General features: G+C 41.1%; 21 protein-coding genes. 12 read left to right on the forward strand and 9 right to left on the reverse strand.

Translation table 11 applies throughout. The features are described from left to right. Positions 1 to 105 precede the first annotated feature (105 nt). From TOL2_RS21485 to TOL2_RS21495, 3 genes are all read left to right on the forward strand, one after another. On the forward strand, positions 106 to 1,188 hold the full coding sequence (locus tag TOL2_RS21485; RefSeq protein WP_014959381.1) for a GNAT family N-acetyltransferase: 1,083 nt from the start codon (positions 106 to 108) through the stop codon (positions 1,186 to 1,188). A 289-nt stretch (positions 1,189 to 1,477) separates the two neighbouring features. After that, complete coding sequence (locus tag TOL2_RS21490; protein ID WP_014959382.1) at positions 1,478 to 2,641, forward strand: response regulator; 1,164 nt, start codon at positions 1,478 to 1,480, stop codon at positions 2,639 to 2,641. Between the two features lie 178 nt (positions 2,642 to 2,819). Then, positions 2,820 to 4,034, forward strand: a complete 1,215-nt coding sequence (locus tag TOL2_RS21495; RefSeq protein ID WP_014959383.1) for a hypothetical protein — start codon at positions 2,820 to 2,822, stop codon at positions 4,032 to 4,034. Here TOL2_RS21495 and TOL2_RS21500 read toward each other — a convergent pair. Next, positions 4,006 to 4,581 (reverse strand): cytochrome P460 family protein, encoded by a 576-nt coding sequence (locus tag TOL2_RS21500; protein ID WP_041279673.1) that lies wholly within the window; start codon positions 4,579 to 4,581, stop codon positions 4,006 to 4,008. The genes TOL2_RS21495 and TOL2_RS21500 overlap by 29 nt on opposite strands. Positions 4,582 to 4,905: 324 nt before the next feature. Here TOL2_RS21500 and TOL2_RS21505 point away from each other — a divergent pair, with 324 nt between their 5' ends. Next, positions 4,906 to 5,451 carry a hypothetical protein gene (locus TOL2_RS21505; RefSeq protein ID WP_014959385.1) on the forward strand — a complete coding sequence of 182 codons (546 nt, stop codon included), beginning with the start codon at positions 4,906 to 4,908 and terminating at the stop codon, positions 5,449 to 5,451. Between the two features lie 159 nt (positions 5,452 to 5,610). Here TOL2_RS21505 and TOL2_RS21510 read toward each other — a convergent pair whose 3' ends face one another. Next, on the reverse strand, positions 5,611 to 10,164 hold the full coding sequence (locus tag TOL2_RS21510) for a tetratricopeptide repeat protein (protein WP_014959386.1): 4,554 nt from the start codon (positions 10,162 to 10,164) through the stop codon (positions 5,611 to 5,613). 212 nt (positions 10,165 to 10,376) lie between these two features. After that, on the reverse strand, positions 10,377 to 13,757 hold the full coding sequence (locus tag TOL2_RS21515) for a hybrid sensor histidine kinase/response regulator (RefSeq protein ID WP_232507991.1): 3,381 nt from the start codon (positions 13,755 to 13,757) through the stop codon (positions 10,377 to 10,379). A gap of 395 nt (positions 13,758 to 14,152) precedes the next feature. On the opposite strand from TOL2_RS21515, the gene TOL2_RS21520 reads away from it, so the two are divergent. Beyond that, positions 14,153 to 15,382 (forward strand): argininosuccinate synthase, encoded by a 1,230-nt coding sequence (locus tag TOL2_RS21520; RefSeq protein WP_014959388.1) that lies wholly within the window; start codon positions 14,153 to 14,155, stop codon positions 15,380 to 15,382. Between the two features lie 157 nt (positions 15,383 to 15,539). Next, a complete protein-coding gene (locus TOL2_RS26120; protein ID WP_407641565.1) occupies positions 15,540 to 15,653 on the forward strand; it encodes a dual CXXC motif small (seleno)protein in 114 nt (37 codons plus the stop codon). Between the two features lie 30 nt (positions 15,654 to 15,683). Here the strand turns inward: TOL2_RS26120 and pspF are convergent, their stop codons facing one another. Next, the gene (pspF, locus tag TOL2_RS21530; RefSeq protein WP_014959389.1) at positions 15,684 to 16,775 is read right to left on the reverse strand and encodes a phage shock protein operon transcriptional activator; all 1,092 of its coding nucleotides are present in this window, start codon (positions 16,773 to 16,775) and stop codon (positions 15,684 to 15,686) included. Positions 16,776 to 17,025: 250 nt separating this feature from the next. Here pspF and TOL2_RS21535 point away from each other — a divergent pair, with 250 nt between their 5' ends. From TOL2_RS21535 to pspC, 3 genes are read left to right on the forward strand one after another with little or no spacing between them, the layout of a single operon-like run. Next, entirely contained in the window at positions 17,026 to 17,709 is a 684-nt protein-coding gene (locus TOL2_RS21535; protein ID WP_014959390.1) for a PspA/IM30 family protein, read from the forward strand. Positions 17,710 to 17,759: 50 nt separating this feature from the next. Further along, complete coding sequence (locus TOL2_RS21540) at positions 17,760 to 18,020, forward strand: phage-shock protein (RefSeq protein WP_014959391.1); 261 nt, start codon at positions 17,760 to 17,762, stop codon at positions 18,018 to 18,020. Then, positions 18,017 to 18,457 carry an envelope stress response membrane protein PspC gene (pspC, locus tag TOL2_RS21545; protein ID WP_014959392.1) on the forward strand — a complete coding sequence of 147 codons (441 nt, stop codon included), beginning with the start codon at positions 18,017 to 18,019 and terminating at the stop codon, positions 18,455 to 18,457. The genes TOL2_RS21540 and pspC overlap by 4 nt, the downstream gene beginning before the upstream one ends. On the opposite strand, the gene TOL2_RS21550 is transcribed toward pspC, so the two are convergent. Further along, positions 18,429 to 19,178, reverse strand: a complete 750-nt coding sequence (locus TOL2_RS21550) for a LysE family translocator (protein ID WP_232507994.1) — start codon at positions 19,176 to 19,178, stop codon at positions 18,429 to 18,431. The two genes, pspC and TOL2_RS21550, sit on opposite strands and share 29 nt — an antisense overlap. Before the next feature lie 253 nt (positions 19,179 to 19,431). On the opposite strand from TOL2_RS21550, the gene TOL2_RS21555 reads away from it, so the two are divergent. Continuing rightward, entirely contained in the window at positions 19,432 to 20,244 is an 813-nt protein-coding gene (locus TOL2_RS21555) for an alpha/beta fold hydrolase (protein ID WP_014959394.1), read from the forward strand. Positions 20,245 to 20,248: 4 nt separating this feature from the next. On the opposite strand, the gene TOL2_RS21560 is transcribed toward TOL2_RS21555, so the two are convergent. The 3 genes from TOL2_RS21560 to TOL2_RS21570 form a co-directional block, all read right to left on the reverse strand. Next, positions 20,249 to 20,725, reverse strand: a complete 477-nt coding sequence (locus TOL2_RS21560; protein WP_014959395.1) for a YchJ family protein — start codon at positions 20,723 to 20,725, stop codon at positions 20,249 to 20,251. 122 nt (positions 20,726 to 20,847) lie between these two features. Beyond that, positions 20,848 to 21,156 carry an AzlD domain-containing protein gene (locus tag TOL2_RS21565; protein WP_014959396.1) on the reverse strand — a complete coding sequence of 103 codons (309 nt, stop codon included), beginning with the start codon at positions 21,154 to 21,156 and terminating at the stop codon, positions 20,848 to 20,850. After that, the gene (locus TOL2_RS21570) at positions 21,149 to 21,847 is read right to left on the reverse strand and encodes an AzlC family ABC transporter permease (RefSeq protein WP_014959397.1); all 699 of its coding nucleotides are present in this window, start codon (positions 21,845 to 21,847) and stop codon (positions 21,149 to 21,151) included. Before TOL2_RS21570 ends, TOL2_RS21565 begins: the two co-directional genes overlap by 8 nt. A 552-nt stretch (positions 21,848 to 22,399) precedes the next feature. Here TOL2_RS21570 and TOL2_RS21575 point away from each other — a divergent pair. Next, complete coding sequence (locus TOL2_RS21575; protein WP_014959398.1) at positions 22,400 to 22,867, forward strand: ferritin family protein; 468 nt, start codon at positions 22,400 to 22,402, stop codon at positions 22,865 to 22,867. Positions 22,868 to 22,971: 104 nt separating this feature from the next. Then, positions 22,972 to 24,285 (forward strand): bacteriohemerythrin, encoded by a 1,314-nt coding sequence (locus TOL2_RS21580; protein WP_014959399.1) that lies wholly within the window; start codon positions 22,972 to 22,974, stop codon positions 24,283 to 24,285. On the opposite strand, the gene TOL2_RS21585 is transcribed toward TOL2_RS21580, so the two are convergent. Beyond that, positions 24,274 to 25,560: an Hsp70 family protein gene (locus tag TOL2_RS21585; protein WP_014959400.1), complete on the reverse strand. Its 1,287-nt coding sequence runs from the start codon at positions 25,558 to 25,560 to the stop codon at positions 24,274 to 24,276. The genes TOL2_RS21580 and TOL2_RS21585 overlap by 12 nt on opposite strands. Positions 25,561 to 25,607: the final 47 nt, after the last annotated feature.

Here is a 25,607-nt window from a genome sequence, read left to right on the forward strand (position 1 = left end):
AAACGAAAAAAATTGAAAACCTTACAAATGTTTTCTCTTTGAATTTTCCCAGGTTTAATGCCATGATAATGGTCGATTTTTGATATCAATACTGCGGGCTGGTCCATGAAAAAATTCAACAATCTGAAAACTGACAACCTTAAAATAAAAGAGATTGAAACACCAAGTGACTGGGACCGGTATGTCATAGGTCACAAAAAATCAGGATACTGCCATCTTTTTGACTGGAGCCGGGTCATAAGTGAAATCTATCATCACAAGCCCATTTACCTTGCTGCAGTTAAAGAAAGCCCCGGAAATAGCGAAGAAATATGCGGTATTCTGCCCCTTTTCAGGTTTAAAACCCTTACAGGCAGATTAAGGCTTGTGTCCATTCCCTTTTTTGATACGGCAGGAATTCTTGCCCAAGACAGGAAAACACAATCTTTTCTTTTCAGGCAGAGCAAGGCGTTTTGCATGAAAAAACGAATTTCAGGCATGGACCTGAGGCAGGATATGCCATTGAATATTGCAAACATGAAAATTAACGGGGCGGTTCCCAATGTGTATAGCGCCAAGGTGGGTCTGAATATTACGATTTCAGGGTCACAGCAGGTCATGATGGACATATTCAAGTCAAAACTGCGAAGCCAGATCCGCAAAGGCCGGAAAAACGGTCTTACCTGGAAAATAGGCAAAAAAGAACTTCTGCCACATTTTTACCATGTATTCAGCCGGAACATGCGGGATCTTGGATCACCTGTCCACTCAAAAAAATTTTTTAATGCTGTCTTTACCCATTTTTACCATCATTCATTCATATGTGTTGTATTTTACAGGTCAACCCCTGTGGCAGCGTCCTTTATGTTCCGATTTAAAAAAAAGATTTCCAATCCCTGGGCATCATCTGTCAGGGAGTTTCGGCATTTAAATTCCAATATGTTTCTTTACTGGCAGATGATACGGTTTGCATGCAATCTTTGCATGGAAACATTTGACATGGGACGCTCTTCCAGAGGGGTTTCAACATATCTGTTCAAAAAACAATGGAACCCGGAGGAAAATCAGCTGTTCTGGTATCACTGGGATCGGCCGGAAAAGTGCATGGGTACTCTGAGAGAAACCCTTGCCATCAAGCCCTGGGAAAAACTCCCGCTGGGCATGGCAAACCTCTTGGGGCCTCTGGTTAGAAAAAATATCTCCCTTTGAAATATGCTTGACTTTCTTGTAATGATAATCTGTAATGATACAATTTCTTCATAAATATTTTTTAATTTCATAGGACTTAAGATTCAAGAGCAAACAAAAAGGAGAGTCCGAAAAAATTAAAGAGTGTTATTCCGATTAACTATAACTGATTTCAACAACCTTATATTTAAACATACACGAAGATATTCGACAGTGACTGAAAAACTGTTGTTAACTATAATCCAGAAATCGTATGACTTTAAAAAAGACGGTTTAACATGAATTTATTTTTTTTGAGAAAGGTTCATACATGCAGAAGAATAAGAAAGAGCATTTAAATACATGCTTTTTGATTATCAGTTATCATCCAATTATTAAATCTTTAATAAGAGAGATTTTAAAAAAAAATAATTTTAAAAACTATTTTTTTGCCAACAATGGATATGAAGCACTCAAGATTATTAAAAGCAATGAAAAAAAAGTGGATTTTATTATTTCAGATTGGGATATGCCGATTATCAATGGCATAGAACTACTAAAAATATTGAAAAATGATCCCGAATTTTTCATGCTGTCCTTTATGCTGTTATCGAAATCATGTTCTGTAGAATTACGACGGATATATGCGACAGAAGAAAATGCGGACATATTTATGACCATTCCATTTAAAGAAGATGAGATGATAAGCTGTATAATAAATTATCTGAACAGCATGCCTGAAAAAAGCATTTTTAAAGAGATGGTCCATAATAAACTAAACAATAATTACATGGAAGTTTTGACTTTAGGACTTCAGTTAGAAGATATGTCCACAAATGAATCTATTCTGGCCGGAGAAAGTTTATACCATTTAAAAAAATATAATCAGGCCAAGCGGTTGCTGAATAAAGCCTTGTCCAAAGAAAAAAACAGCAAAATTTATGATCTGCTGGGCAAAATCCATTTTAAACAGGGTAACAATTTAGAATCCCTGAAAAATTTTGAACTGGCAAAAAAGCAGAATCCCCTTAATATGACCCGTTCAATCAATTTGGTCAGGGAATATCTTTTACAGGGAAAACCGAAAAAAGCATTAAAAATAATAACTCATATTTTAAAATCAAACCCCACATATCTCGATCTCATTGAAATAGCAAACCTTTACTTAGGGACGGGTTATTTGGACAGAGCGTATAAAATTTTAAAATTTTTGAAACCCATCAATGAAAACGCGCAGATTTTTTATATCTGCTGCGTAAAATTGTGGCAAAAAAAAGCTCATAAAAAGAGTCTTAATCTTTTGACGCACTGTATCAATGAACTTCCCCAAAACCATCTCTTTCTCTATTATCTTGGAACCATATTTTTGAAAAAAGGAGCGCTCCAGCTATCGCATAAATATATCAGGATGGCTCTAAAAATAAATCCAGATTATGAGCCGGGCAAACGGTGTATAGAATATTTGGAAGACCACTTAAAATTAGGTGACAAATAAATCATTTTTTCAATCAATAGTTCGGTAAAAAAATACCGAACCTGTGTTTATCATATTAAAGTCTTCAAAAATTCACATAGCAATATTTATTGTGGGCAACCCCGTATGAACCACCAGTTCTATCCTTGGCAGTTATATCGAATTTATGATAATGCTTTTCCTTTTGAGAGGCTGAACCATGACCAAAGAAATTGTTATACAAATTCCCATGCCCCTGATCATCAGCATTGAAGATGTGGGATGGTGGTCCGGCAAAGACGGCTCCGCCTTTAACCAGCCCTATAGAACCGGCATGCAAAGGGATCATGTCCCTGAAGATTATACCGCCCTTGCAGCACTGGGGAAAGGCCTTGACATGAGGATACTGTCAGGTTTTGTTTTGTGCGAATGGGATAAAACCAACCTGCTGCGCCAGTTGCCATCCGCCACATGGATGGCAGACAAATGGAGAGTGTCTGAAAAAAACAGGGATCTAAAGGAAAAAGCAGCCTGGATCATAAACAAAGAAAACCAAAAAATCGAATTCGGGCTCCATGGCGTGGGCCATGAGTTCTGGACAAAAGGCGGAATGGAAAGATCCGAATTTCACAATGCATCATGCACAATGCGGGACAAAGATGAAATCAGACAACACCTGACCTGTTTTTTCAGGCTTATGGACCAGTATCACTTTGATTTCACTCCCAGGACATTTATCCCCCCGGCCCTGAAGCACAGTTTCGGCAACCAGGAGAACGGATTCCAGAAAATTTTGAATGAATTTGGCATTCAGTATGTGACCCTTGTCTTTAACCGGGCAAAAATCCATTCAAAACCCAGGCACAACAAGATAACCTGGGAAAACAATGTTCTTCTTGTGGAACGAGGAGAATCGCAGATTGCATGGAATACCGTCAACGCCACCCCTTATTTCAAATTTGACCGGCCTGTCATGGCGCTTCACTGGGCAAACATTCTCCATTCCGATCCTGGAAAAAATCCGGGGGTGATAAAAAACTGGATACAATACATCAAAACAAACAGCAAAGAAAAAGGCATATTACTTGCCAGAGATACACAATACTGCTTTAACCAACATCTTCACCACATCCTGTCAAGGATTGAAAAAACCGGTGAAGAGTTCTCAATTGATATTAGCTGGATGAAAAAAATCCCGGGCAGACTTGCAGGAAAAACGCTTTTCTTAAAACTTCATACCCCCCCAGGTATCAGCTTGAAAATCTCAGGAGCAAAAGTCCTGCCCGGGACCAGATCCGCTGAAATCGATTTTTTAAAACTTCACATTCTTGAAAAAACAAATAAAATATGGTTAAAACCCGTCCGGCGAAAAAATATTCAATCAGCCCGGACAGATGAAAAGGTGTCTAATCAAGATGTGATGCTGTATTGTTAAACAGGTAATCGCCGCCATCCGCACCCGTATGGCATGCGATACATCCGGTATTCATGCCTTTGGCAACACGTCCGGCAAGCATAACTCCCTTGGGATTGGCAAAAAGGCTGCCATCGGATTTATATTTAACCCAGAACCAGTCCTGGTTATCCGGGTCATACCCCTTCTCCCTTTTAAACATAACCGTGACAGCGACAAGATATTGATCCGGATCATTGACGACCTTTGAGCGTGTCATTCCATCGCCCATGTAATTGGCTTTTACATAAACGATCCCGGTATGCCCGTTAACCGTAACATTTGTTGACAATTGTTCGAGAATCACCCCGTGAGGTTCCATGCCTTCGTAGGGAAGCGCGCGTATCTGATCCGGGCCCACAAGTTTTTCTTTTTCAAGCACTTTCCATAATGCGTTTGAATAGGCAACATCGTATTCAGAGCCAAACGGCGGGACATCCTGCTGCATTGTCATATTCTTTTGCATGCAGGCCGTGAACCCCAAAGTGGCAATAATAACCAATGATAAAATAAACAGTGTTTTTTTCATACTTTTTTCTCCTATTAAGTTTAATCCAATGCTTTAATATTGGGTGTTATGTGGTTTAGCGGCAAACAATATTTCCAAATTTTACCAAACCGGTTTTCCCAAACAAAAAACAAAGAAAAATCAGACAAAGAAAATCAACCGGAATCAGAATAAAAAGGCAGCTGTATTTTACGAATTGCCATATGAATGTGTAAGATTATTTACATTACCGCCTGACTCAAAGGTTGTCAATACGGTTGTCTGCTTTTTTGCGGTTTCTTTGACCACCCTTCCATGGTATAGTATGCAGGTATTGCAATCCCATCAACCATAAGGAATAACACAATGAATTTTGACAACCCCGAAGCAAGAGCCTATTTATTTGAACTGTATACCGTGACCCAGGGTGATCCAAAAGCACAGGTATCCATGTATGATGTGGGGGCAACACTGGGCCTGGAAAAAACAGATGCCGGGGCAATGGCGGAAGACCTTTTTATCCGGGGTTTTGCAGAACTCAAGACACTTTCCGGAGGTATCGGCATCACTGTTCAGGGATTGGAAGAGTTGGATGTACAGCCCGATCCGGTGATCTGCAATGATGACTCCCTGGTTTTAGGCAAAAGCACGGTTCTGGAAAATAAAGGGCAAAAAGCCGTGGAAAAGATACTTCAAGATATAAAGGCAAGTTTGGTTCAAACCAGCCCGCCCTATGAAAAACTGGAAGAAATTGTGATGGATATAAAAACCATTGAAATCCAAATGCTTTCTCCCCGACCCAAGACTGCTGTCATTCGTGAAGTCTTGCGATCATTACACCAAAGCATATCCGCTTCAGGCACGGAAGACCTGGCTGTAAAATTGATGGCAATAACGGATTCAGGGGTCTGAATTGAATCCTTTATTACTTTTTGATCAATCTTTGTTGTGACAACTCAATCATTGAATAACATTGAGGCACAGATGATGGACAAATTAATTATCAGAGGAGTACTCAAAGCCCTCCTCTGATAATTTGCAACTGATCAAAACGTGACTCCGTGCCCTTTTTTAAGACATGAGTACGCCATCATTTGTCGTGGTATCAATACCAGTAAGCTCAATATTGAAACTGTCTTGAACATTATTGGTACCCACATTAATGGCAAAGAGTGATTCAAACACATCCACATCCAGTATGTCCAGATCTCCTTCAATGCGTAACAGGGGGCCAATACCAATATCAATCATGGGCAGGTCAATATCAGGCCAATTATCGCCCTCAAGTCCGAGAAGATCGCCAAGAGGGAGCTTAACACCTGCAGCGAACTCACCTTTCAAGAAGTCCAGCACATATCCAAGGCTCAAACCGATCTCTGTATCATTGGAAAACATTGCTTCGGGTACAATGGAAAGATTATAATCAATTACACCGTTTCCATCTGCGTCATATTCACTGGCATTATTGATAGTCAGATCACCATCCCCATTGGCTGTAAAATATTTGGTTTCTCCATTTTCCAGGGTAAGGGCATAGGACATATCATCTATGGAAAGTGTAAATTCCTGGGAAAAATCTACAGAGGCAGAGGCATCAAGGTCGGCAGCCTCAAAGGTAACTCCAAGGTTGATATATTTGGTGATCTCTTCTCGTGTTTCTTCGGGCACTTCTGCCATTTCAAGAATCTGTTCAATACCGAACTCTATGTTCAATGGATTAAAATCCGGAATAGCAGTAGTTGCACCTGCGCTGGCACCGCCACTCACTGCAGCAGCAACCGCTTCCACCACTTTATTTACGATAACGGCTACAGCCGCATCAATATCAATGTTTACATTGATCACAGGATCACTTTCGCCGTAAGAGGCATAAAAACCAAAAGACCCGGTATCCTCATCAATTTCTGATGTGTATGAATAATCAGGATCAAACAGGTGATCAGAATTAAAATCAAAAAGATTGACATGTAACAGGGAGGTGCTGGTTTCATCAGTTGCATCCAGCAAAAATATGGGCACTGCTTCAGACTGGCCGTCCAGAGTATCCAGTATGGTCTCGAAAAGGCCCTGTGCCATGGTTGAAAGTGCGGCGTCCAGTGTGGTGCCGTCTGCAAGGGAAGGCAAGTTGTAAAGTTCTTTTAATTCCGGGCTGAAGTCAAGTTTGGCATTGACCAGATTCAAGAACGCATCCGTGATTTCCGAGATATCCAGGTTTACAAATGCGCCTTCATCATAATAGTCCATGACGGATGCGGCGCTCGGATCATCAAGAACAACTGCCACACCTTCTGTTTCCACTGTGGGAAAATCCAGTTCAATTGATAAAATATCTTCGGTAAGAGTCTCGATAAACGGCACTTCCCAAGGACCGCCTTCTGTGGAATCAAAATCAATCAGCACCAGCTCTCCCACCCCGATGTCTTCGGTGAATTGAGGCTTATAAGCTTCAGGAATGGTTGCAAGAAGATCATTCCAGGAGTTTGTGGAAACAGTTGTATTGATATTAATGCCATCACTTCCGGGTGAAATATCAAAGATGGTCGTTCCAGCAATGATCAAATCCCCATCCATGAACAGTTCAAGATCAGCTCCGACATCATACAGCAGGGCAGCATAGAATGTGGCATTTGGACTGATAGTACTAAAGGCGACACTGTCACCATCGGTCATATTGGTCATCATGGGTGTGATGGCCAGCATATCCGTGGTCTGGTTATATTGGACTTGTGAGGTCAACTGGTAATCAATATCAGTATCGACCGAACCCATATCAAGCTCAAAATCAACCTTTAAACCCACCTGGGCATACAGCTCTGACTGCAATTGCAGTTCAGCGTTAAAGTCTACAACACTTGCCGCTTCCATAGCTTCATTTGCAGAATTTTCAGCCAAATGCAAGGCTGCCTCTGCTGTGTCATAAATCCCTTGTTTAACTGTGTCATAAGCTTCTTCCGCCTTAAGGTATAAATTTTCAGCCTTTTGAAAAACAGCCTCTGCTGTATCATAAATTCCTTGTTTAACATTGTCATAAACTACTTCGGCTTCAAGGTAAGTTACCTCAATTGCGTGAAAAGTAGCCGCTGCTACGTCATCAAAAGCGTCCTTTGCCAACTCATATGTATCTTTTGCAGCGTCATAAATACCTTGGGCCACGACATTGAAAGCATCTCCTGCATCCGCCCAAAGATTTGCAGCGCCTTCATAAGCCGCCTCTGCGAGGTCATACGCTCCTTCAGCCGCTTGAAGAACCAACCATGCTGGTCCTTTAACTAGGAAAGCCCAGTCAGGAATAACCTCATACACATCGCGAGCCGTCTCAATAACATCAGTGGCTATATCAAAAGCACCTTGGGCAACTGTATTAAAGGCATAGCCGGCAGCCTCATAAACATCTTGGGCGAACTCATAAGCATCCACTGCCAGGTTAAAAGCATCAAGTGCCACTTGATCAACAGCATCTACAGAGTTGTAAAAAACATCTTTTCCTTCATTGTATATTGCTTCGGCTGCCTTAAAAACAGCAAGGGCAGTTTGGTCAACAGCTGTTGCAGTATTATAAAAAGTTTCTTTTGCTATATTATATGCAATTACTGCAGCATTAAAAATGCCCTCGGCAACTTGATCAACCGCCTGAGAACTGACAGTAAACACCTGCCATGCCGCATCCAATGCATCTTGTGCGAATTGCTTTACAGTACCTGTTATTTCATCAGAATTCAGATGAACATCAATGAGATCAAACTCTCCACTTCGCCAATAGTCTGCCCCGGTGTCGCGCCAGACCTGATCCGTATCATCCCAAGCTATTGGTGCCTCACCAATCAATGAAACATAGTCATGCCATCCGATATGCCCATTAAAATCCCCCCACATGTTCTGGTTTAAGGAAACAAAAGCAAGCTGCTCTGTTGAAGAAGATACGTCATAGGAAAGTTCAACAGGCTGTATTTTGGAACCAATGGCTTCACCCGTATCTTTGCTGAATCCTGTCACGGTTATGGACAATTCCCCTGTTGCATCCTGGTTTTCCGGGAGCAGGACCGTAAAGGTCTGTGTGCCGATATAATCTTCAATGCCTGACGTCACATTATTTGAAAGGGAATCCATAACAATGGCACCGGCAGTTAGACCGTTAAATGTCAGCTGAACTCTTTCATCATTGCTGGGTTCACTTGTAATCTCCAGACGAATTTCATTGGGATGGTCGCCGGCTGAGGTGATGACTTCAAGAGAAGGGGCATCGGTAATCCCTTCAATATTGACTGTCAATGATTGATCCACGCTTGCGCCTGCTTCATCAAATACCTGCCAGCTCAGTTGCAGCGTCTCAAAATCGCCGTTATTCAGCTTATCATAAAAGTCCGGATTGATGGTTAACATATCACCATTTATGGTCCAGCCGTCTTTCCCATTTGCTTCTGTTACATTTCTTGCGTGCAGTATCGCGCCATTATCGATGTCAGACACACCTTCAAGCAAATTGATGGTATAAGGATCTGCATTTTCATCTGTATCACTGGTCAGCGCGGCAGCAACAGTGGGGGTATCATTAGTGCCGGTCATGGTGATGGTCACCTGATCAACACTGCTCAATGCACCATGGGTATCTCTGGCTTGCCAGGAAAAACGGTAATCCACCGATTCACCAGCTGCAAGACTCTGATACACATCCATATTGGCGTCAATGACATAACTGCCATCGGAATTAAGCGTAAACCCTGCGGGCAAATCTGTATCCACCAACACATATGTCAGTGAACCTGTGTCATCATCGCTGTCTATATCAGTTGCTGCAACCTGACCTGTGAAACTTGCGTCTTCTTCAACCGCCTTGTCTTGATGAGCAACAACAACAGGAGTATCATTAGTGCCGGTAATAGTTATGGTCACCTGATCAACACCGCTCAATGCACCATGGGTATCTCTGGCTTGCCAGGAAAAACGGTAATCCACCGATTCACCAGCTGCAAGACTCTGATACACATCCATATTGGCGTCAATGACATAACTGCCATCGGAATTAAGCGTAAACCCTGCGGGCAAATCTGTATCCACCAACACATATGTCAGTGAACCTGTGTCATCATCGCTGTCTATATCAGTTGCTGCAACCTGACCTGTGAAACTTGCGTCTTCATCAACTGTTTTATTTTCCTGATTAACAATTACCGGTGCCTCATTGCTTCCCGTAACCTGCATCGCAACTTCGCGTACCACCTGGTTTGCGCCTTTTCCATTGTTCACAGTATAGGTAAATACGACTTCAGCCAATTGGCTTTGCGCCAATTTTTCAAAATCAGCATTGTATAAAGAAAAGGTACCATCAGCATTGAAGAGCATTTCAGTGTTGGCTGGATTAATCAGTGGAACGCCATTTTCGTCATCCGGGGATAATGCGCTAACAACGACATCCTGTTGGTCTTTAAATATGGATTTCAATAAAGAAAATACGTTGTTTTTTGCGTCACCTTTATCGAATTCAAACAGGCTTGAATCAATTTTATCCTCTCCATTCATATCTGTTTCATTAAAGAATGGTTTGATGAGAAAAGTGCCTTCTCCTCCAATTCCATCTGATTTTTTTAAAATTTTTTGTGTTTGCCCTAAGATTATTGCATTTGCCATGCTTGAGCCTCACTGTTATTTGTTGAACTAAAGAAACCATTGCCTTATTATATGATTTGAAACTTATTGATTTGTTTTAAAAAACACAAAATAAATTCCAGTGAATTCCAGTGAAAGTTGCATAACATGCTAAAATAAAACAATATTATTCATGAGCAGCATGGATCGATACTATGATTTATAGAACAGATAAAACCTTAGACAGAAGTGGCTTATATGAATTTTCTAAGCCTGATAAGAGCTTCTTCAAGCACTTTTCTTAAAGGAAATGGTTTCTCACACACGGCCAGAACAAAATCAGCCGTATTAATAATGGTTTTCCAGCGGGGCCTGGCAGGCAGGGTTGAACTGTTCAGATATTTGTCCAGGGTCTGGGTTCTTGCCCACCCGTCTTTTTCAATGTAAACCGTCCATAATCCTGATCTGTCAGCCAATTCAATTTTTGATGTCTTTGTAGAAACTATCCACAAATCACAGGCAGCATTCATAACCTTGACAGCCAGGCTGCGTTTGACCCGGGTTATGTCCTCATCTTTTTTATTCTCACTCAATTGATCCAGCAGTGTGTCGATATTTTTTAAGCTTTCCCTGTTCCCCTGCGGATCATCTCTATTGAGGGTAAGGCTGTTCAATGAGGCTTCAAACCTTCCAAGCCTTTCGTTGTTACGGTTCAGATCATTAATCAATCCGGCTGAGCTTGCCATGGATAATATTTGATTCTGTCCTGGTATGGTTTTTTTCAGGATCAGGAACAAAAGTGCATCCTCTTCCAGATCAAGAAAAGAAAGGGAAATATCCACCTGAAGCAATTTATTCTCAGGGCATTGAATAGTTATAGCCTGAAAATAAGATTCCCCGTTACACAGTTCATTGTGACCCAGGCAACCTATAAGCGCTTTAAAACTATTGTCAGAACTGTCTTCAAAAAGAGACAGAACAGAACAGCCCAGAAGATCTTTTGCCGAATGATTAGTAAGGATTTCAAATGCATGGTTGCAAAATCCGACTTGGTGAACCGGATTGACAGCCAGAACAGCATCATCCATCCTGTTGAGCATGCCGGACAGCCTGCGCTGCATCAGTTTGAGTTCCAGTTCTCTTTTTTCACGGATACCCAGTTCTTTTTTTAATTTTAAGTTTTCCTTGACCGTTTTAAAAGCTTGTTTTAGTTGAAGTTGGGTTTTGATTCGCGCCATGAGTTCATCTTTAAAAAATGGTTTGGTGAGATAATCATTGCTTCCAACCGTAAATCCTTCCACAAGATCCTGTAACCTGTTTTTGGCTGTCAGCAGAATAACCGGCAATTCCGAAGCTGAATATTTTTCCCGAATTTTCCGGCATACATCATACCCTGATATTTCAGGCATCATTATATCCAGCAAGATTAAATCAGGTAATGGGCCTTTTTCAAGACAATCAAGCGCTTGACAGCCACCAGCAAATGGCTGGGCTTTAAAATGACCGGATTCAAGATGATTGATCAAAACCTGGAGATTTACAGGATCATCATCTACAACCATAATAAGACCATTTTGTCTATTGTCTTGGGATTGTTTGTTCTCTATTATCAAAGGTGTGAAAAACTCGTCAGTGGCGGAAAAAATAGTTGAAATTCTTTCTGACGGTTCTGTCTTGAATATGAATTCCAATTCACTTGAACCTGAATAAAAGGGAATCGTAAACCAGAAAATAGATCCTATACCCATTTTGGAACTCACGCCGATATTACCACCATGCAATTGAACCAGCTCCTTGGCAATGGCAAGTCCAAGACCCGTGCCGCCATAGTTTCTTGATGCGCCTTGGTCAACTCGATCAAAGGCTTGGAAAATTTGTTCAAGCTTGTTTTCAGGGATACCAATGCCGGTATCTTTGATCTCAATTTTCGCCATTTCCCCTTGTTTCGAGGCCATAAGTGTTATGTTTCCTTTGTCCGTAAATTTTATGGCATTACCGATTAAATTGAAAAGGATCTGGGATAGCCGGTCCTCATCGCTTAAAATCAACCCAAAGTGTTTTGGAATTTTATTTTCAATAATCAGCGGCTTTGATCTTATCAATGGATTGGAAACCATGATAACGGATTCAGCTATGTTTTTGATATCCAAAGGTTTTAAATCAAGTTCCAACTCCCTGTTTTTAAGTCGTGAAGAATCAAGCAAATCATTGATCAGACTTAAAAGGCGAATGCTACTGGATATAATCAGGGACAGACTTGTTTTGACTTTGGTATTAGAAGCACTGTCCACAAGGGATTGGGCAAGACCCATAATTCCATTCAAAGGAGTTTTAAGTTCATGAGAAGTATTGGCAATGAATTCATCTTTGAGAAGATTTAATTTTGAAAGCTCGATATTTTTTAATTGTAATTCCATGGTCAAATTTTCAACAGCAGAAAAGGCAAGGGAAGATCGCACAGAGATCAAAAAAGAATAGGAAAGAATAAAAAAAAATGTGCCGTATGGGACTAAAACAGCTGTATTTATAATATGCCGATCATACAATACGTCATTTCCTCCGGTAAGGGCCAGAACCAAATATCCTGGTATCAAAAAGAGGATGTTTTTTCTGTTTTTGATAAGATCAAGTATAAACATGTAAAATAGATACAAAACAGCACTTAATGATACCAGCACAAAATAGGAAACCACGATATCAAATGCATTGGGAGGGGTAAAAAGGAGATAAACGACAAAAAGACCCCCTAAAATCTTGTATACTCGATTAATCAGCTTGGCATGTTTATTGGGAAATAGAGCATGATAGAACATTACCAGCAGCGGGGTGGTAAACCCATAGGGAAAAAGGGTCATATCAATGGACAGCCGCCATGGCAGGGAGGGGAATAACGTTGCCATCAAACATCCTCCATTAACGCCGAATAAGGTTTGAGAAGCCCACATCGCACAATAAAGCCCAAAATACAGGTTGGCAATTTCTTTTCTGTGCATCCCGTAAAGTGCCATATGGAACAACCCCATGATCAGTAAAGCACCTCCCAAAACTGCGGTGGTAATCAATGCTTGATGTGTCATTTGTTGAATTTGTTGATCTGGTCCCAGCCAAATATGCGTATTCACACCACCTTGCATATTGTGAAAATTTGAAACTTGAAACACAATTTCAACATAATCATCAAGGTTGCTAAAGCGTGCAATTAATGAATGTTTTTGAGGCCGCTCACTTATTTTGTCTGTTCCCACCTGCCCGCTGTATGTCAACAGTTGCCCATTTGTCCATACATTGCAGACCGAAAGAACATCGTTGATTAAAAGAGCATTTAGATTTGCCTTGGGCAAGCCTTTTATGATGATCCGATAAGTAGCATATCCCTTGGGTGGAAGGGGCTTTTCATTAATATAATTTTCTTTCCAAAGTCCAGGGATTTTAATATAATCTTTTTTTGGGGGGATCACGATATTCTGAAAATCTTTTGGTTCAAGCAATTTTTCCCAATAAAATTCCCAGTCTCCATCCAGTCGCACGGGACCATTCTGGTTAAAATCCCAGTTTGAAAGATCCAAATACCCATTTTCAACTCGGGGAACCGCCTGGCTTTGAATACAGCCACTGATAAAAAAGGTTAGTATCACCGCAAGAACCAAACAAACATTATTGATTTTTTGACTCTGCAAATAAGTTTGATTGTCCGTTTTTGTAATGATAAAAAATTTTAGCGCAGTCAATTTGATATACCAAGTCATTAAAGTGTTCACTATATCAAACTTTTTATCAGCACAACAAAAAAAGGAAACATAACGTTATATTTTTTTGATTTAACTGATTTAGGGGTCTTATGTTGGAAAAAATCAGGAAAAAGCTGCCGAAATCAACCTAACAGCGATAGACATCCTGTCATAACCATGGGATTTTTTAAGCAACCTGTCTGCGGTTACCTCTACAATATCTTGACTATTTCACAATTTTTCTTCATTAATAGACCATAACATTTAAACCAATTGGAATTTAAGAAAACAAAGGAGACCCAATGTCAAAAGGAAAAGTTGTTCTTGCTTATTCAGGAGGGCTTGATACCTCGGTTATTTTAAAATGGTTGTTGGAACAAGGGTATGAAGTCTTCGCCTATATGGCTAACATCGGCCAGAAGGAAGATTTTGAAGTTGCAGAACAAAAGGCATTAAAAATCGGTGCATCCAAAGTATTTATCGAAGACATGAGAAAAGAATTTGTCACTGATTATATTTTTCCCGTATACAAAGCCAACACAATATATGAAGGGCGATATCTTTTAGGCACTGCCATTGCCCGCCCCATTATTGCAAAAAAACAAATAGAAATTGCAAAACAGGTCGGTGCCGAATATGTATCCCATGGCGCTACCGGCAAAGGCAACGACCAGGTCCGGTTTGAATTGTCCTATTATGCATTAAATCCGAAAATAAAAGTGATTGCACCCTGGAAAGACACTGCATTTTTAAACGCTTTCAAAGGAAGAACAGATCTTCTTGCATATGCTGAAAAACATGGGATTCCCACCAAGCAATCCGCATCCAAACCCTATAGCGAAGATGACAACCTGCTGCATATTTCCCATGAAGCCGGTATTCTTGAAGATCCCGGCCATGAGTGCGAGGACAGCATTTATTCCCATACAGTGTCCCCTGAAAACGCACCGGACAAACCCACAAAAATCAAAATTGAATTCAAGGACGGCATCCCGGTCAAGGTCTCCAATCTTAATGACAACACCGTTAAAACCGATGCTCTTGAACTGTTTGAATACCTCAATGAATTGGGAAGAGAAAACGGGATCGGACGGCTTGACATGGTTGAAAACCGCTTTGTGGGCATCAAATCAAGGGGCGTGTATGAAACCCCGGGCGGCACAATCCTCCATGAAGCTCACAAAGATATTGAAGGCATTGCAATGGACCGTGAGGTTATGCGCTTGAGGGACATGCTGTCTGCCAAATTTGCGGAACTGGTTTACAACGGATTCTGGTTCAGCCCTGAAATGGAATTTCTCATGGTGGCCATTGATAAGAGCCAGGAGGTCATTGACGGTGAAGTCACCCTCAAACTCTATAAGGGCACGGCATACCCGATTGCCCGGACAAGCCCGTCTTCTCTGTATAATCAGGATCTGTCCTCCATGGATATTGAAGGCGGTTATAATCAGGAAGATGCTGAAGGATTTATTAAAATCAATGCCATCCGGCTTATGGCCCATAGAAATATCATCGATAAAAACAACTAAATCAAAACAATCTTCCCGGAAGGAGGAGTTACCTTTCCGGGAAGATATTATCTGCCTTAATATAAAAAAAAGAGACAAGGAAACGATCTTGACCGATATAAAGGAAAAATGCCTGAACTGCGGCGGAAAACTGTATATCAAACAAACCTGAACAAAAATCTATTTTTGCTGCAGGTCCTGCACAACAAACTATCCGGAAGACAAATATAAAGATATCATGGATGAATACCTTGAGGAGAGACTGGCCAATGTTCCCATAAACCGGCTATGACACTCGGAGGGGTATTTGACCATTATTCAATTAAATTCTGCCGGTATGCTTTTTCAGGATACCCCGGAACTGATCATAGGACAGTCCAAGCATTTTTGCCGCTTTTTTCTGGTTAAACCGGCAGGCTTCCAACGCCCGGGACACCAGGTAACACTCCAATTCACCAATAGCCGCCTTGAATGGTTTTTTTAAAATCTTATCCAGAACAGATGCCTCTTCCAAAAAAACTTCATCCTTGGAAGCCTTATCTTTGGTCGACAAAATCCCTGACTTTTTACCCATGTCTTTTTGTACACCCGTGTTTTCCAGGGCATCCTTATAAGGAGAATGAAACGGATTAAAGCAAATATCTTTAATTTCAAAACCTGAGGATCTATAAACAGCCCGCTCAATCACATTTTTCAATTCCCTGATATTTCCCGGCCAGGGATAGGCTTCAAGCTGTTTCAAGGCTGTTGAACAAATTTTGGGGATTTCATCCCGGCCAAGCTCAAAGGCCATCCTTGCCGCAAAATGGTTTGATAAAAGCAGGATATCCTCTTGCCTGTGCCTCAAGGGCGGCACATATATCACTTCAAAAGAGAGCCGGTCCAAAAGGTCTTGTTTGAATTCATTGGATTGTGCCATCAAAGGCAGGTTTGCATTGGTAGCAGCCACAATCCTGACATCCACATGGATGGACTGTGAGGAACCTACCCGCTCAAAACTGCCGTATTCAACCACCCTTAAAATTTTCTCCTGAACTTCCATGGGAACCGTACCGATTTCATCCAGAAACAAAGTGCCCTCGGATGCGTTCTCAAACCTGCCTGTCCTGCGGGAAGCAGCACCGGTAAACGAGCCTTTTTCATACCCGAACAATTCAGACTCTATCAATGTACGGGTTAGCGCTGCACAATTCAATGTTACAAAAGGTTTTTGCCACCGCTTGGATAAAAAATGAAGGCGCAAAGCAGCAAGCTCCTTGCCTGTTCCGCGTTCTCCTAAAATCAGAACCGGGCGCTCGACAGGTGCCACTCTGGATATTTGTTCTTGAAATTCAATAAACGACTCTGACTGACCCAATGCTTCCGGCATTGAAAGATCCTTGTCTCTTCTTTGGTTACGGCTTGACAAAACCATCCACTCCTTCTTCTGAAACAACCTTATAACTTGGTAAAAATTCTATGTTTTTAGCATAAATCACCAATAAATGGTGTAAGATACCACGCAACAACACAATGGTCAATAATCATAACCAATTAAAATAAAAGCACATTGAACACACAAACCTGCCTGGCACACTAAATGCTATAACAAATTCTATATAGAATCATTAACACCCGAAAAATTAATTTTAAAAGAGCAACTTTAAACCATAAGGAGAAACAAAATGGGAATTTTCACACGATTTAAAGACATTGTCGCATCAAACATCAGTTCCATGCTGGACAAAGCAGAAGATCCTGAAAAACTAATCAAACTGATGATCAGGGAAATGGAAGACACTTTGATTGAAATCAAATCCTCTTGTGCAATTACAATTGCCAGCCAGAAAAAAGTTCAAAGACTTATGGATGACCTTCTGGAAAAAGAAGCGTTCTGGGTTCAAAAAGCAGAGCTTGCCGTAAAAAAAGGCAAAGACAACCTTGCCCGTCAGGCACTCCAGGAAAAAAGACGGTATACCCTTAAAGTTGAAACCGTTGAAATCGAATTAACAGAACTAAGCATCATTGTGGAACAATATCAAGAAGATATCCAGGAACTTGAAAACAAACTCAAATCCGCTCGGGAAAAACAGCGGCTGCTGCTTCAAAGACATATCCGGGCAACACGCAAAAAAAGAGCCAGGCAGGAAATTCGGCGCGCAGACAGCGCAGAGGTTATTCAAAAATTTGAAGAACTTGAAAACCATATTGAAAGAATGGAAGCTGAAGCTGATCTGGTAGACTATGGCAAACCCTCCACGCTTGAAGAACAATTTGATGCTCTGGAGGCTGATGATGAGATTGAAGTTGAACTGGACAGGTTAAAGTCCTCCCAATCTTCAAAAAACAGTGATACAACCGATGTATAAATCATCAACCGACAGCCATCAACACCCAACCAAACGGGAGTAATTGTATTATGCATCATATGACGGGCGCACTTATCGCAGGCATCTGCATCGGTGGGGCAATCCTCTTCATCATTACCATAGGACTTATTATCATCGGCATCATCAGGGTTGCCAAAACCGGAGGGCTGTCCTCAAAAGACAAACAAACCAGGGCAGAAGAGGCCGGGATGATACAAGACATATATCATGGCCTGTCAAAAATGGAAGAACGGGTTGAAGCGCTTGAAACCATACTAATTGAGCGCAAAAAAAAGGATTTTGACAAATGAAACGGCATTATGGACGCAGACACAACTTTCAGTTTAAAAAATCCAGGCGACAGTACAACACAATAAAAAACAGATTTGAAAGGCTGATATCCAGCCGTGTGATATACCGGTCCAGACAAGGCATTTTCATGGGCGTCTGCCAAGGGCTTGCCGATTATTTTAATTTCAATGTTTTCTGGCTGAGAATAATTGTCCTTGTTTTATTCTTGTTTACCGGGTTCTGGCCCGTTGGTGTCATGTATATCATTGCAGGACTGCTGCTGAAGGTGGAACCTGTTTCTCCGCTGCACAATGAAAAAGACCGGGAATTTTATGACAATTATGCCAATTCAAGGCAATCGGCCATCCAGAGAATCAAAAGAAAATTTGACAACATTGAGCGCAGGATTCAAAGAATGGAACATACTGTTACTTCAAAAGAATTTGACTGGAAATAAGGGCAAATCCATCCTTGAAAAGAAAAATGGAAAGACCGCACATGAGGCAACCGAAAAATTTCATGGCATACACATAACTTTTGCCGGTTAAAACAGCTTTGGATTTTCCAACCAGAACCGCCAGGGCGATTTTTGAACCGACCAGCAAACCAAAAAAACTTAACACAAATGCCGCACCTGCAAAAACATTGTGATCCGCTGTTGCCCGAATCATTGTGGGTGCGCCCACACTCAGCCAGAACAGATAGGGATGGGGACTCAAGACATTAACCAGTATACCTTTTATCAACGATCTTGGCCGGGTATTACGGATATCAATCGCCACACCCCCGGCCTTTATGCCCCGAATACCCATTGTCATCACCAGCGCACCGCCGATAAGGGAAATAACACCCAAAATTCCCTGAAACCCCGACAGCCGGGACAAAACAAATACCGTCAGCACAATAATGGGGGCATCGGTTATCAAGGGGGCCAGGGCAACTTTAATCCCGGCCCCGATATCATGCAAAATGGTTTCGGAAATCACAACCGTTAATAAAGGTCCCGGCGTCAGCCCGGCAGACAATCCTAAAATCATACCAATGGTTAAATAATGAATCATATAATTTCCCTTCCCAACAGCCTTGCAAACTACCATCGGCAGACCTGGTCTTTCACCCAGACTTGCCCGCAATAAAAATCGAACCTTGCACACCAGCAACACATCAAATGTCAACATACAACATTTAAGCCCTCCTGACATCACAAATATCAATATCAAGGCCATCCTTGATATCAATTCCAAACCACTCTCAATGAATTCATTGTAACAATTGCATGAATTCTGATATAACTGCCACTGGCAGACTTGGTCTTTCGCTCAAATTTGCCCACAAAAAAACATGAAAGTCACTGTTTGAATTTTTAAAAACTTTCATATGATAAGGATAATTTTGGATATTTAGAAAAATAAATCTTCAGGAGAAAAACGATTGAATTCAACATGCGGATATACGGTTTGCGGCAACGGGCCCTGCATTGTTCTGCTTCACAGCTCAATGAGTTCAAAAAACCAGTGGAAACCTTTAATCTCATTGATGGCACCAAAATTTCAACTCATTTCCATTGATCTTTCAGGTTATGGCGATAATGATCTTCCTATGAATCACCAGACGTTTTCAACGGATGATGAAATTTGTCTTGTATCCGGGATCATAGAAAAAGAGATCGGCAATACCGAGCCGTTTCAGCTTGTTGCCCACTCTTACGGGGGAGCTATCGCATTAAAGATGGCGGCAGAACTGCCTCACAGAGTCGCCTCTCTTACCCTTTTTGAACCCGTTCCATTCCACCTTCTGCACCCTGATGAACCAGCCTGCATTGAAATAACAAGCATTATTGATCAATTGACCCGTGCCCTGAAAGAGGAAAACAAAAGATCAGCCACCCAATTGTTTATTGATTACTGGTCTGAAAAAGGAACCTTTGAAAAACTGAAACCCGTGAACAAAGACGCATTAATCAACTATATTGACAAGGTAGTGCTTGATTTTCAAGCCCTGATTAATGAATCATTAACCCTTGAGGACTACTCAAACATTAATATTCCGGTCTGCCTGATCAAAGGGGAGAAAAGCCCATTATCAGCCGTCAGACTCTTTCGAATACTGGCAAAAACCCTTCCTGAACCTTTTCTTTATTCTGTTCCGGGCGGGCATATGTCTCCTGTTACAGATTTTAAAACCGTCAACAGTATCATAGAACAATTTTTAACACTGCCGGAGCTTTCCCCTGTGTTTGGATAAAGCATTATTGTCCATGGCATTTTTTATATTTTTTGCCGCTTTTGCACCAGCAGGGTTCATTGCGCTTGAATTTCAACGGCTCAAGCAGGATACCGTCAATATAATACCATTGGCCGTTTTCACGGACAAATCTGGATTTCTCATGTATTTGCCCTGGTTCATTGGTTTTATAAAACGCTGCAAACTCGACATATCCGATTTCCCGACAGCCCGGGTCCATATCTGTTTTCAAAATCTTTAAACCCAGCCATTGGGTTTTTTGGAACATTTTCAGCAACATCTCCCTGTCATTGGAATCTTGTGTTGAAAAATGATGAGTGGACATCAGATAATCCATATCGTTCAGGCAAAAAGCCGAATACCTGGACCGCATCAATTGTTCCGGAGTGTTTGGTTTTAATCTGCCGGACAAAAAAGGATGACAGCAAAATTCATGGGCTTTTTGGCTTCCGCAACAACAAAGTGTGGTATTTTCAATCATTTATCCTGTCCTTTTAAATAATCCGGGCAATGCACCTGTTACAAAACTTTTTTTGCTCCAAACTTTTTTTACTCCAAGCCAGATGGTTCAGTTCCATAACTCCTTGTTCCATAACGCCTGCCCTACCCTGCACAAAGCAAAACAACATATGTTACAATCACCGATCCCAGAACAGGTATAATGATCCCCCCTTTCCACAGCCCGAAAATCAGGGTAAATGCGATACCTGAAATCGCAGCCATGGGAACATCCGGTGTGGCACTGAATACGCCCGGAATAATCAAAGCACCAATGGCTGCCACTGGAATACATTTTAAAAAAGCATCCACCCTTTTGGGAATCTTTTTATTGGTTAACAGCAAAAACGGCATCAGTCTCGGACCATATGTGACTGCTGCCATCCCAAAGATAAGCGGAATCAAATTATTCATAAGCTTTTTCCCCGGTCTGTTTTGTGATGAAAAATGATCCTGCCCAGGCGATGACCAGAATGCATACAATGATACTCCAGCCGTTTGGCAGGAGATCCAGTTTAATGAGAAGAGTATTGAGAAGCCCTGATGCAATGGTCAGTATAACGGCTTTAACCGATCTTTTCATTTCAGGCAGCAAGATGGCCAGCAGCAGTGCATAAAGCGCGACCCCCATGCTTCTGGTTAAAATTTGCGGCAAAAACCCGCCCAGGATATAACCGGCCACAGTACCGCTGACCCAGCCGGAATAAGCTGACAATTGCAAGACAAAAACATAGGTTTTGGAAAGACGGCCCGTTGTAAACGACAAAACCGAAAACACCTCATCTGTCACGCCAAAGGCCATCAAAAAAAGATATCTTTTGGCTATCTTGCCGATTCTCGTGGACAAATAAGCACTCATCAGAAAATGCCTGAAATTGACCAGCAAGGTCGTTAAAATAATGCCGCCCGGACCCATACCCGTCATTAACAAATTCAGTGCAATAAACTGACTTGCACCCGCAAACACGACAGCAGAAAATAAAAAACACTCCAGAAGCGTAATATCGCAGCCCTTTGCCAATATTCCAAATGCAATGGCTGCTGGAACATAGCCGATAAAAATAGGAATTCCGGATTTGAATGCATTCCGTACGTCTCTTGTCATGACCTTTATCATCCTTGTTTTTATATGAAAGAATTTTTAACATTCTAAAATTAAATATCTTTCATTATTTGTTGTGGCAGTTTAATCTGCTATGGCCGTTTATATGAAAGTCTTTAAAAATCCAAACAGCGACTTTCATGTTTTGTTGTGGGCAAACCAAGGTGAAATAACAAGTATGCCCTCAGCAGTTGGGAGTAGCTCATCACATCCCGACCATCCACCTCAAGTTTTTATCAAAAACTATTGTGGCAACTACTAAAATTCAATCAAGATATCAAGTTTTTATATGTTTTTGACAATTATTCATTGTCCTGTTTCCAATAATTTTCAACACCAGTTGGTTTCCATGATTGATTTTTCCCACATCTCCCGATATAGATAACAGTCAGAAAAAATTATTATTTTTCAGGCATCCTAAATTGCCTCAAAGTAATCAGTCGGATGGAGTTGCACCGGCAAGCAGCCGGAGCCTCTTACAAAAATCATAATGGCTAAAAAAATCAGGCAAATACTCGAAAACTTTCTGTAATATTACTTAAGAATGAGGATATTATGATAGAACTAAATCAAAAAGATATAATCACACTCTTAATCAAACAAGAAAAGCTTTTATCCCGTCTATACACAATATTTTACAACAAATTGCCGGCACACAAAAATTTCTGGGAGACCCTTGCCAAAGAAGAACAGCTCCATGCAAAATGGCTTGAACAACTTTATGGTGCCGAGGAAAAAAATCTTGTACATTTTGATGAAGGAAAAATCACGCTCGTTTCAATAAACATGGTTACCAAGGGTATCCAAGACATGATTCAAACAGCTAAATCAGGCGAAATAGACGATAAGACAGCTTTGATTAAAACGGCTGATATTGAACGGTCGCTTATCGAAAAAAAAGTCTTCTCCCAATTTAACGGACTCAATGAAAAAGCAAAAGCCACCATGAAATTACTGGAAAGAGAAACCAAAAAACACCTTGCTAAAATTGAAGCCTATTACAAACAAGTGATGTCTTCATAAACTCATTAAAGGCCATGGCAGATTGACATGCCACAACAGAGATTGAAAGTCACTGTTTGGATTTTTAAAGACGTTCATATAAAAAGTAAATTCAGGATTACCAGATGACCCTACTAAACGATGAAAACAACAAATTACAAAACCTGATACAGGCCTATGGACGTTTTGTGCCACATGAATTTTTGAGTTTCTTAGGAAAAAAAGACATCACAAACATATATCTGGGTGACCAAATTGAAAAAAACATGACTGTTTTGTTCACTGACATCCGTGATTTTACATCCCTTTCAGAAGAATTAACCCCCAGTCAAAACTTTAGTTTCATCAACTCCTACCTCAGCTGTATGGAGCCGGTCATATCTGCACACCACGGAATTATAGACAAGTACATAGGGGATGCCATTATGGCTCTCTTTCCAACAAGTGCGGATGAAGCAATCGCTTGCTCCAATGCCATGCTGGCGACTCTGAATGAGTATAACAAAACCCGCCAAAAAGCAGGGGATCAGTCGATTAACATCGGCATCGGCCTGAATACCGGATTGCTTATTTTAGGAACCATTGGCGGCAAACAGCGTATGGAAGGCACGGTCATCGGAGACTCTGTAAACCTTGCCGCCCGCATGGAATCCATGACAAAAACGTATGGCGTAAGCTTATTGATCAGTGAACAGACCTTTTACAGCCTTAAGAATCCGGAAAAATTTTCCATCCGTTTTTTAGATCGCGTTATGGTCAAAGGAAAAATCCGGCCACAGACTGTATATGAAGTGTTTGATATGGATTCCGATTCTGTGCGAGAAGGAAAAAAGGCAACGCTCAAAATTTTTGAAGAGGCTTTGGCCCATTATCATTATAAAAATATTACCGATGCCAAATCTCTTTTGTGTAAATGTCTCAAGCTAAATCCGGATGATAAACCTGCCCGACTGTATCTGGAAAGGTGTGATGCTTTCCAACGAACAGGTGCCCATGAAAGCACGGGCGAACTGAATTTTTTTGTAGAATGGACAAATGATTTTCAGTTTGGTGTGCCCAAAATAGATGAGCAGCACCAGGACTTGTTTCAATTATCAAATGAACTGATGATGAGTATATTTAAAGGGGAAAAAAACCATAAAATTGATAAGGTCATATCTTTTCTGGATGAATATATTATCACCCATTTTCGTTATGAAGAAAATTTGATGAGAACCTATGAATATCCTTTTATAAATTTTCAAAGAGAGCAGCACCAAAAATTCATACAACAATTTATCAGGTTCAAACAAGAAATTCGTATTCTGGATAACAGCAATCGCAATTTTATCCTTTTCCGCCTCCAGATTCTATTGGTGGACTGGCTTGCAAATCACATCCTGAAAACAGACAAACACCTTGGTCGATACATCAAGAGAAAAAAAGCATCACCCCATTAAACCACCATGCAGACCCAGGCCGTATGCAACGCTGGTAAAGGCATCCGCGCTTCTGATTTTATCTTTTCCCACCTTTTTTTCAAACAATTCTCGGATCATTGGGATATAGGAAGATCCGCCGGTTAAAAAGACAACGTCAATATCGGAGGAAGATAAATTTGCCTCTTTAAGGGTTGAATCAATACAGGCATTGACGGCTGAAACTTTTTCGCTGATCATGCTCTCAAATTCATCCCGGGACAAAAGTTCGTCAATACAGATATCATAATCGTTAAAATAGACACGAGAGCCTTCCTTATCGGACAATTCGCATTTTGCCTTTTCAATGGATTGAAACAGCAGATATCCGTAGTTGGCGTGAATCAGGTTTTCCAGATTTCCCAGCAGTTTTTTGTCCGCAAATTTTGCACTGACCTTAAGTTCTTTAATATTGTCCAATGTTTTGGGCAAACGAAGCTGTGGAATAAGATGCCATTGCATCAGCTTTCGTATCACAACCGGAGAAAGCCCAAAAAAATTATCACTCCAGATGGATTTGACCTGTACGTTCTTTCCATAATAATCTGCAACCTTTTCTCTCATGATCTGGGAGTCAAACACATCCCCTCCGATATAAACACCTCCCACGGAAAGAATATCCTGCTCTCGCTGAATCCTGGTACCCGACTTTTTTCCGGCCTTATGAATGGTAAAATCAGAACTGCCTGCCCCAAAGTCTCCCACTAACACGATCTGTTCTTTTCCGGCTTCAAGGCTGTTTTCATATGCCAGGGCTGCGGCAATGGGTTCCAGCTGAAAACAAATGTTCTTGAACCCGGCAAGTTCCGCTGCCGTGACCAGTCGCTCCTGAGCAACCTTGTCCCGGACTTTGTCCTCGGAAAAAATAACCGGACGCCCCAACACCAGATCGGAAACCTCCTGGTTGATGAGTTCCTGTCCCCGCTGCTTCATGACCTTGAAAAATATACAAATCAATTCTTCAAGAGTATAGCGTTTTCCGTAAATAGATGTTTTTTCAAACCCTGTATCAGGAAGAAAGGTTTTGATCGACTGCATATACCTGCCGTCAGCCTCATTCTCAATATATTTTTTAACCCCTTCATAACCTACATATGACTCTGTCAGGCCTTCCTCTTTAAAAAAATACAAAATGGATTTGAGGGAATTGGAGATGGGATTCTCCCTGTCCACATCCAATAACCTTACCTGGCCGTCCATATGAACGGACAATGCTGAATTGGATGTTCCAAAATCAATTCCAAATATGGCTGACATGATAAATCTTACCCCCGGTAAATATTAATGTATGTTGTCAAGGCATG

Source organism: Desulfobacula toluolica Tol2 (genome assembly GCF_000307105.1).
GTDB lineage: Bacteria > Desulfobacterota > Desulfobacteria > Desulfobacterales > Desulfobacteraceae > Desulfobacula > Desulfobacula toluolica.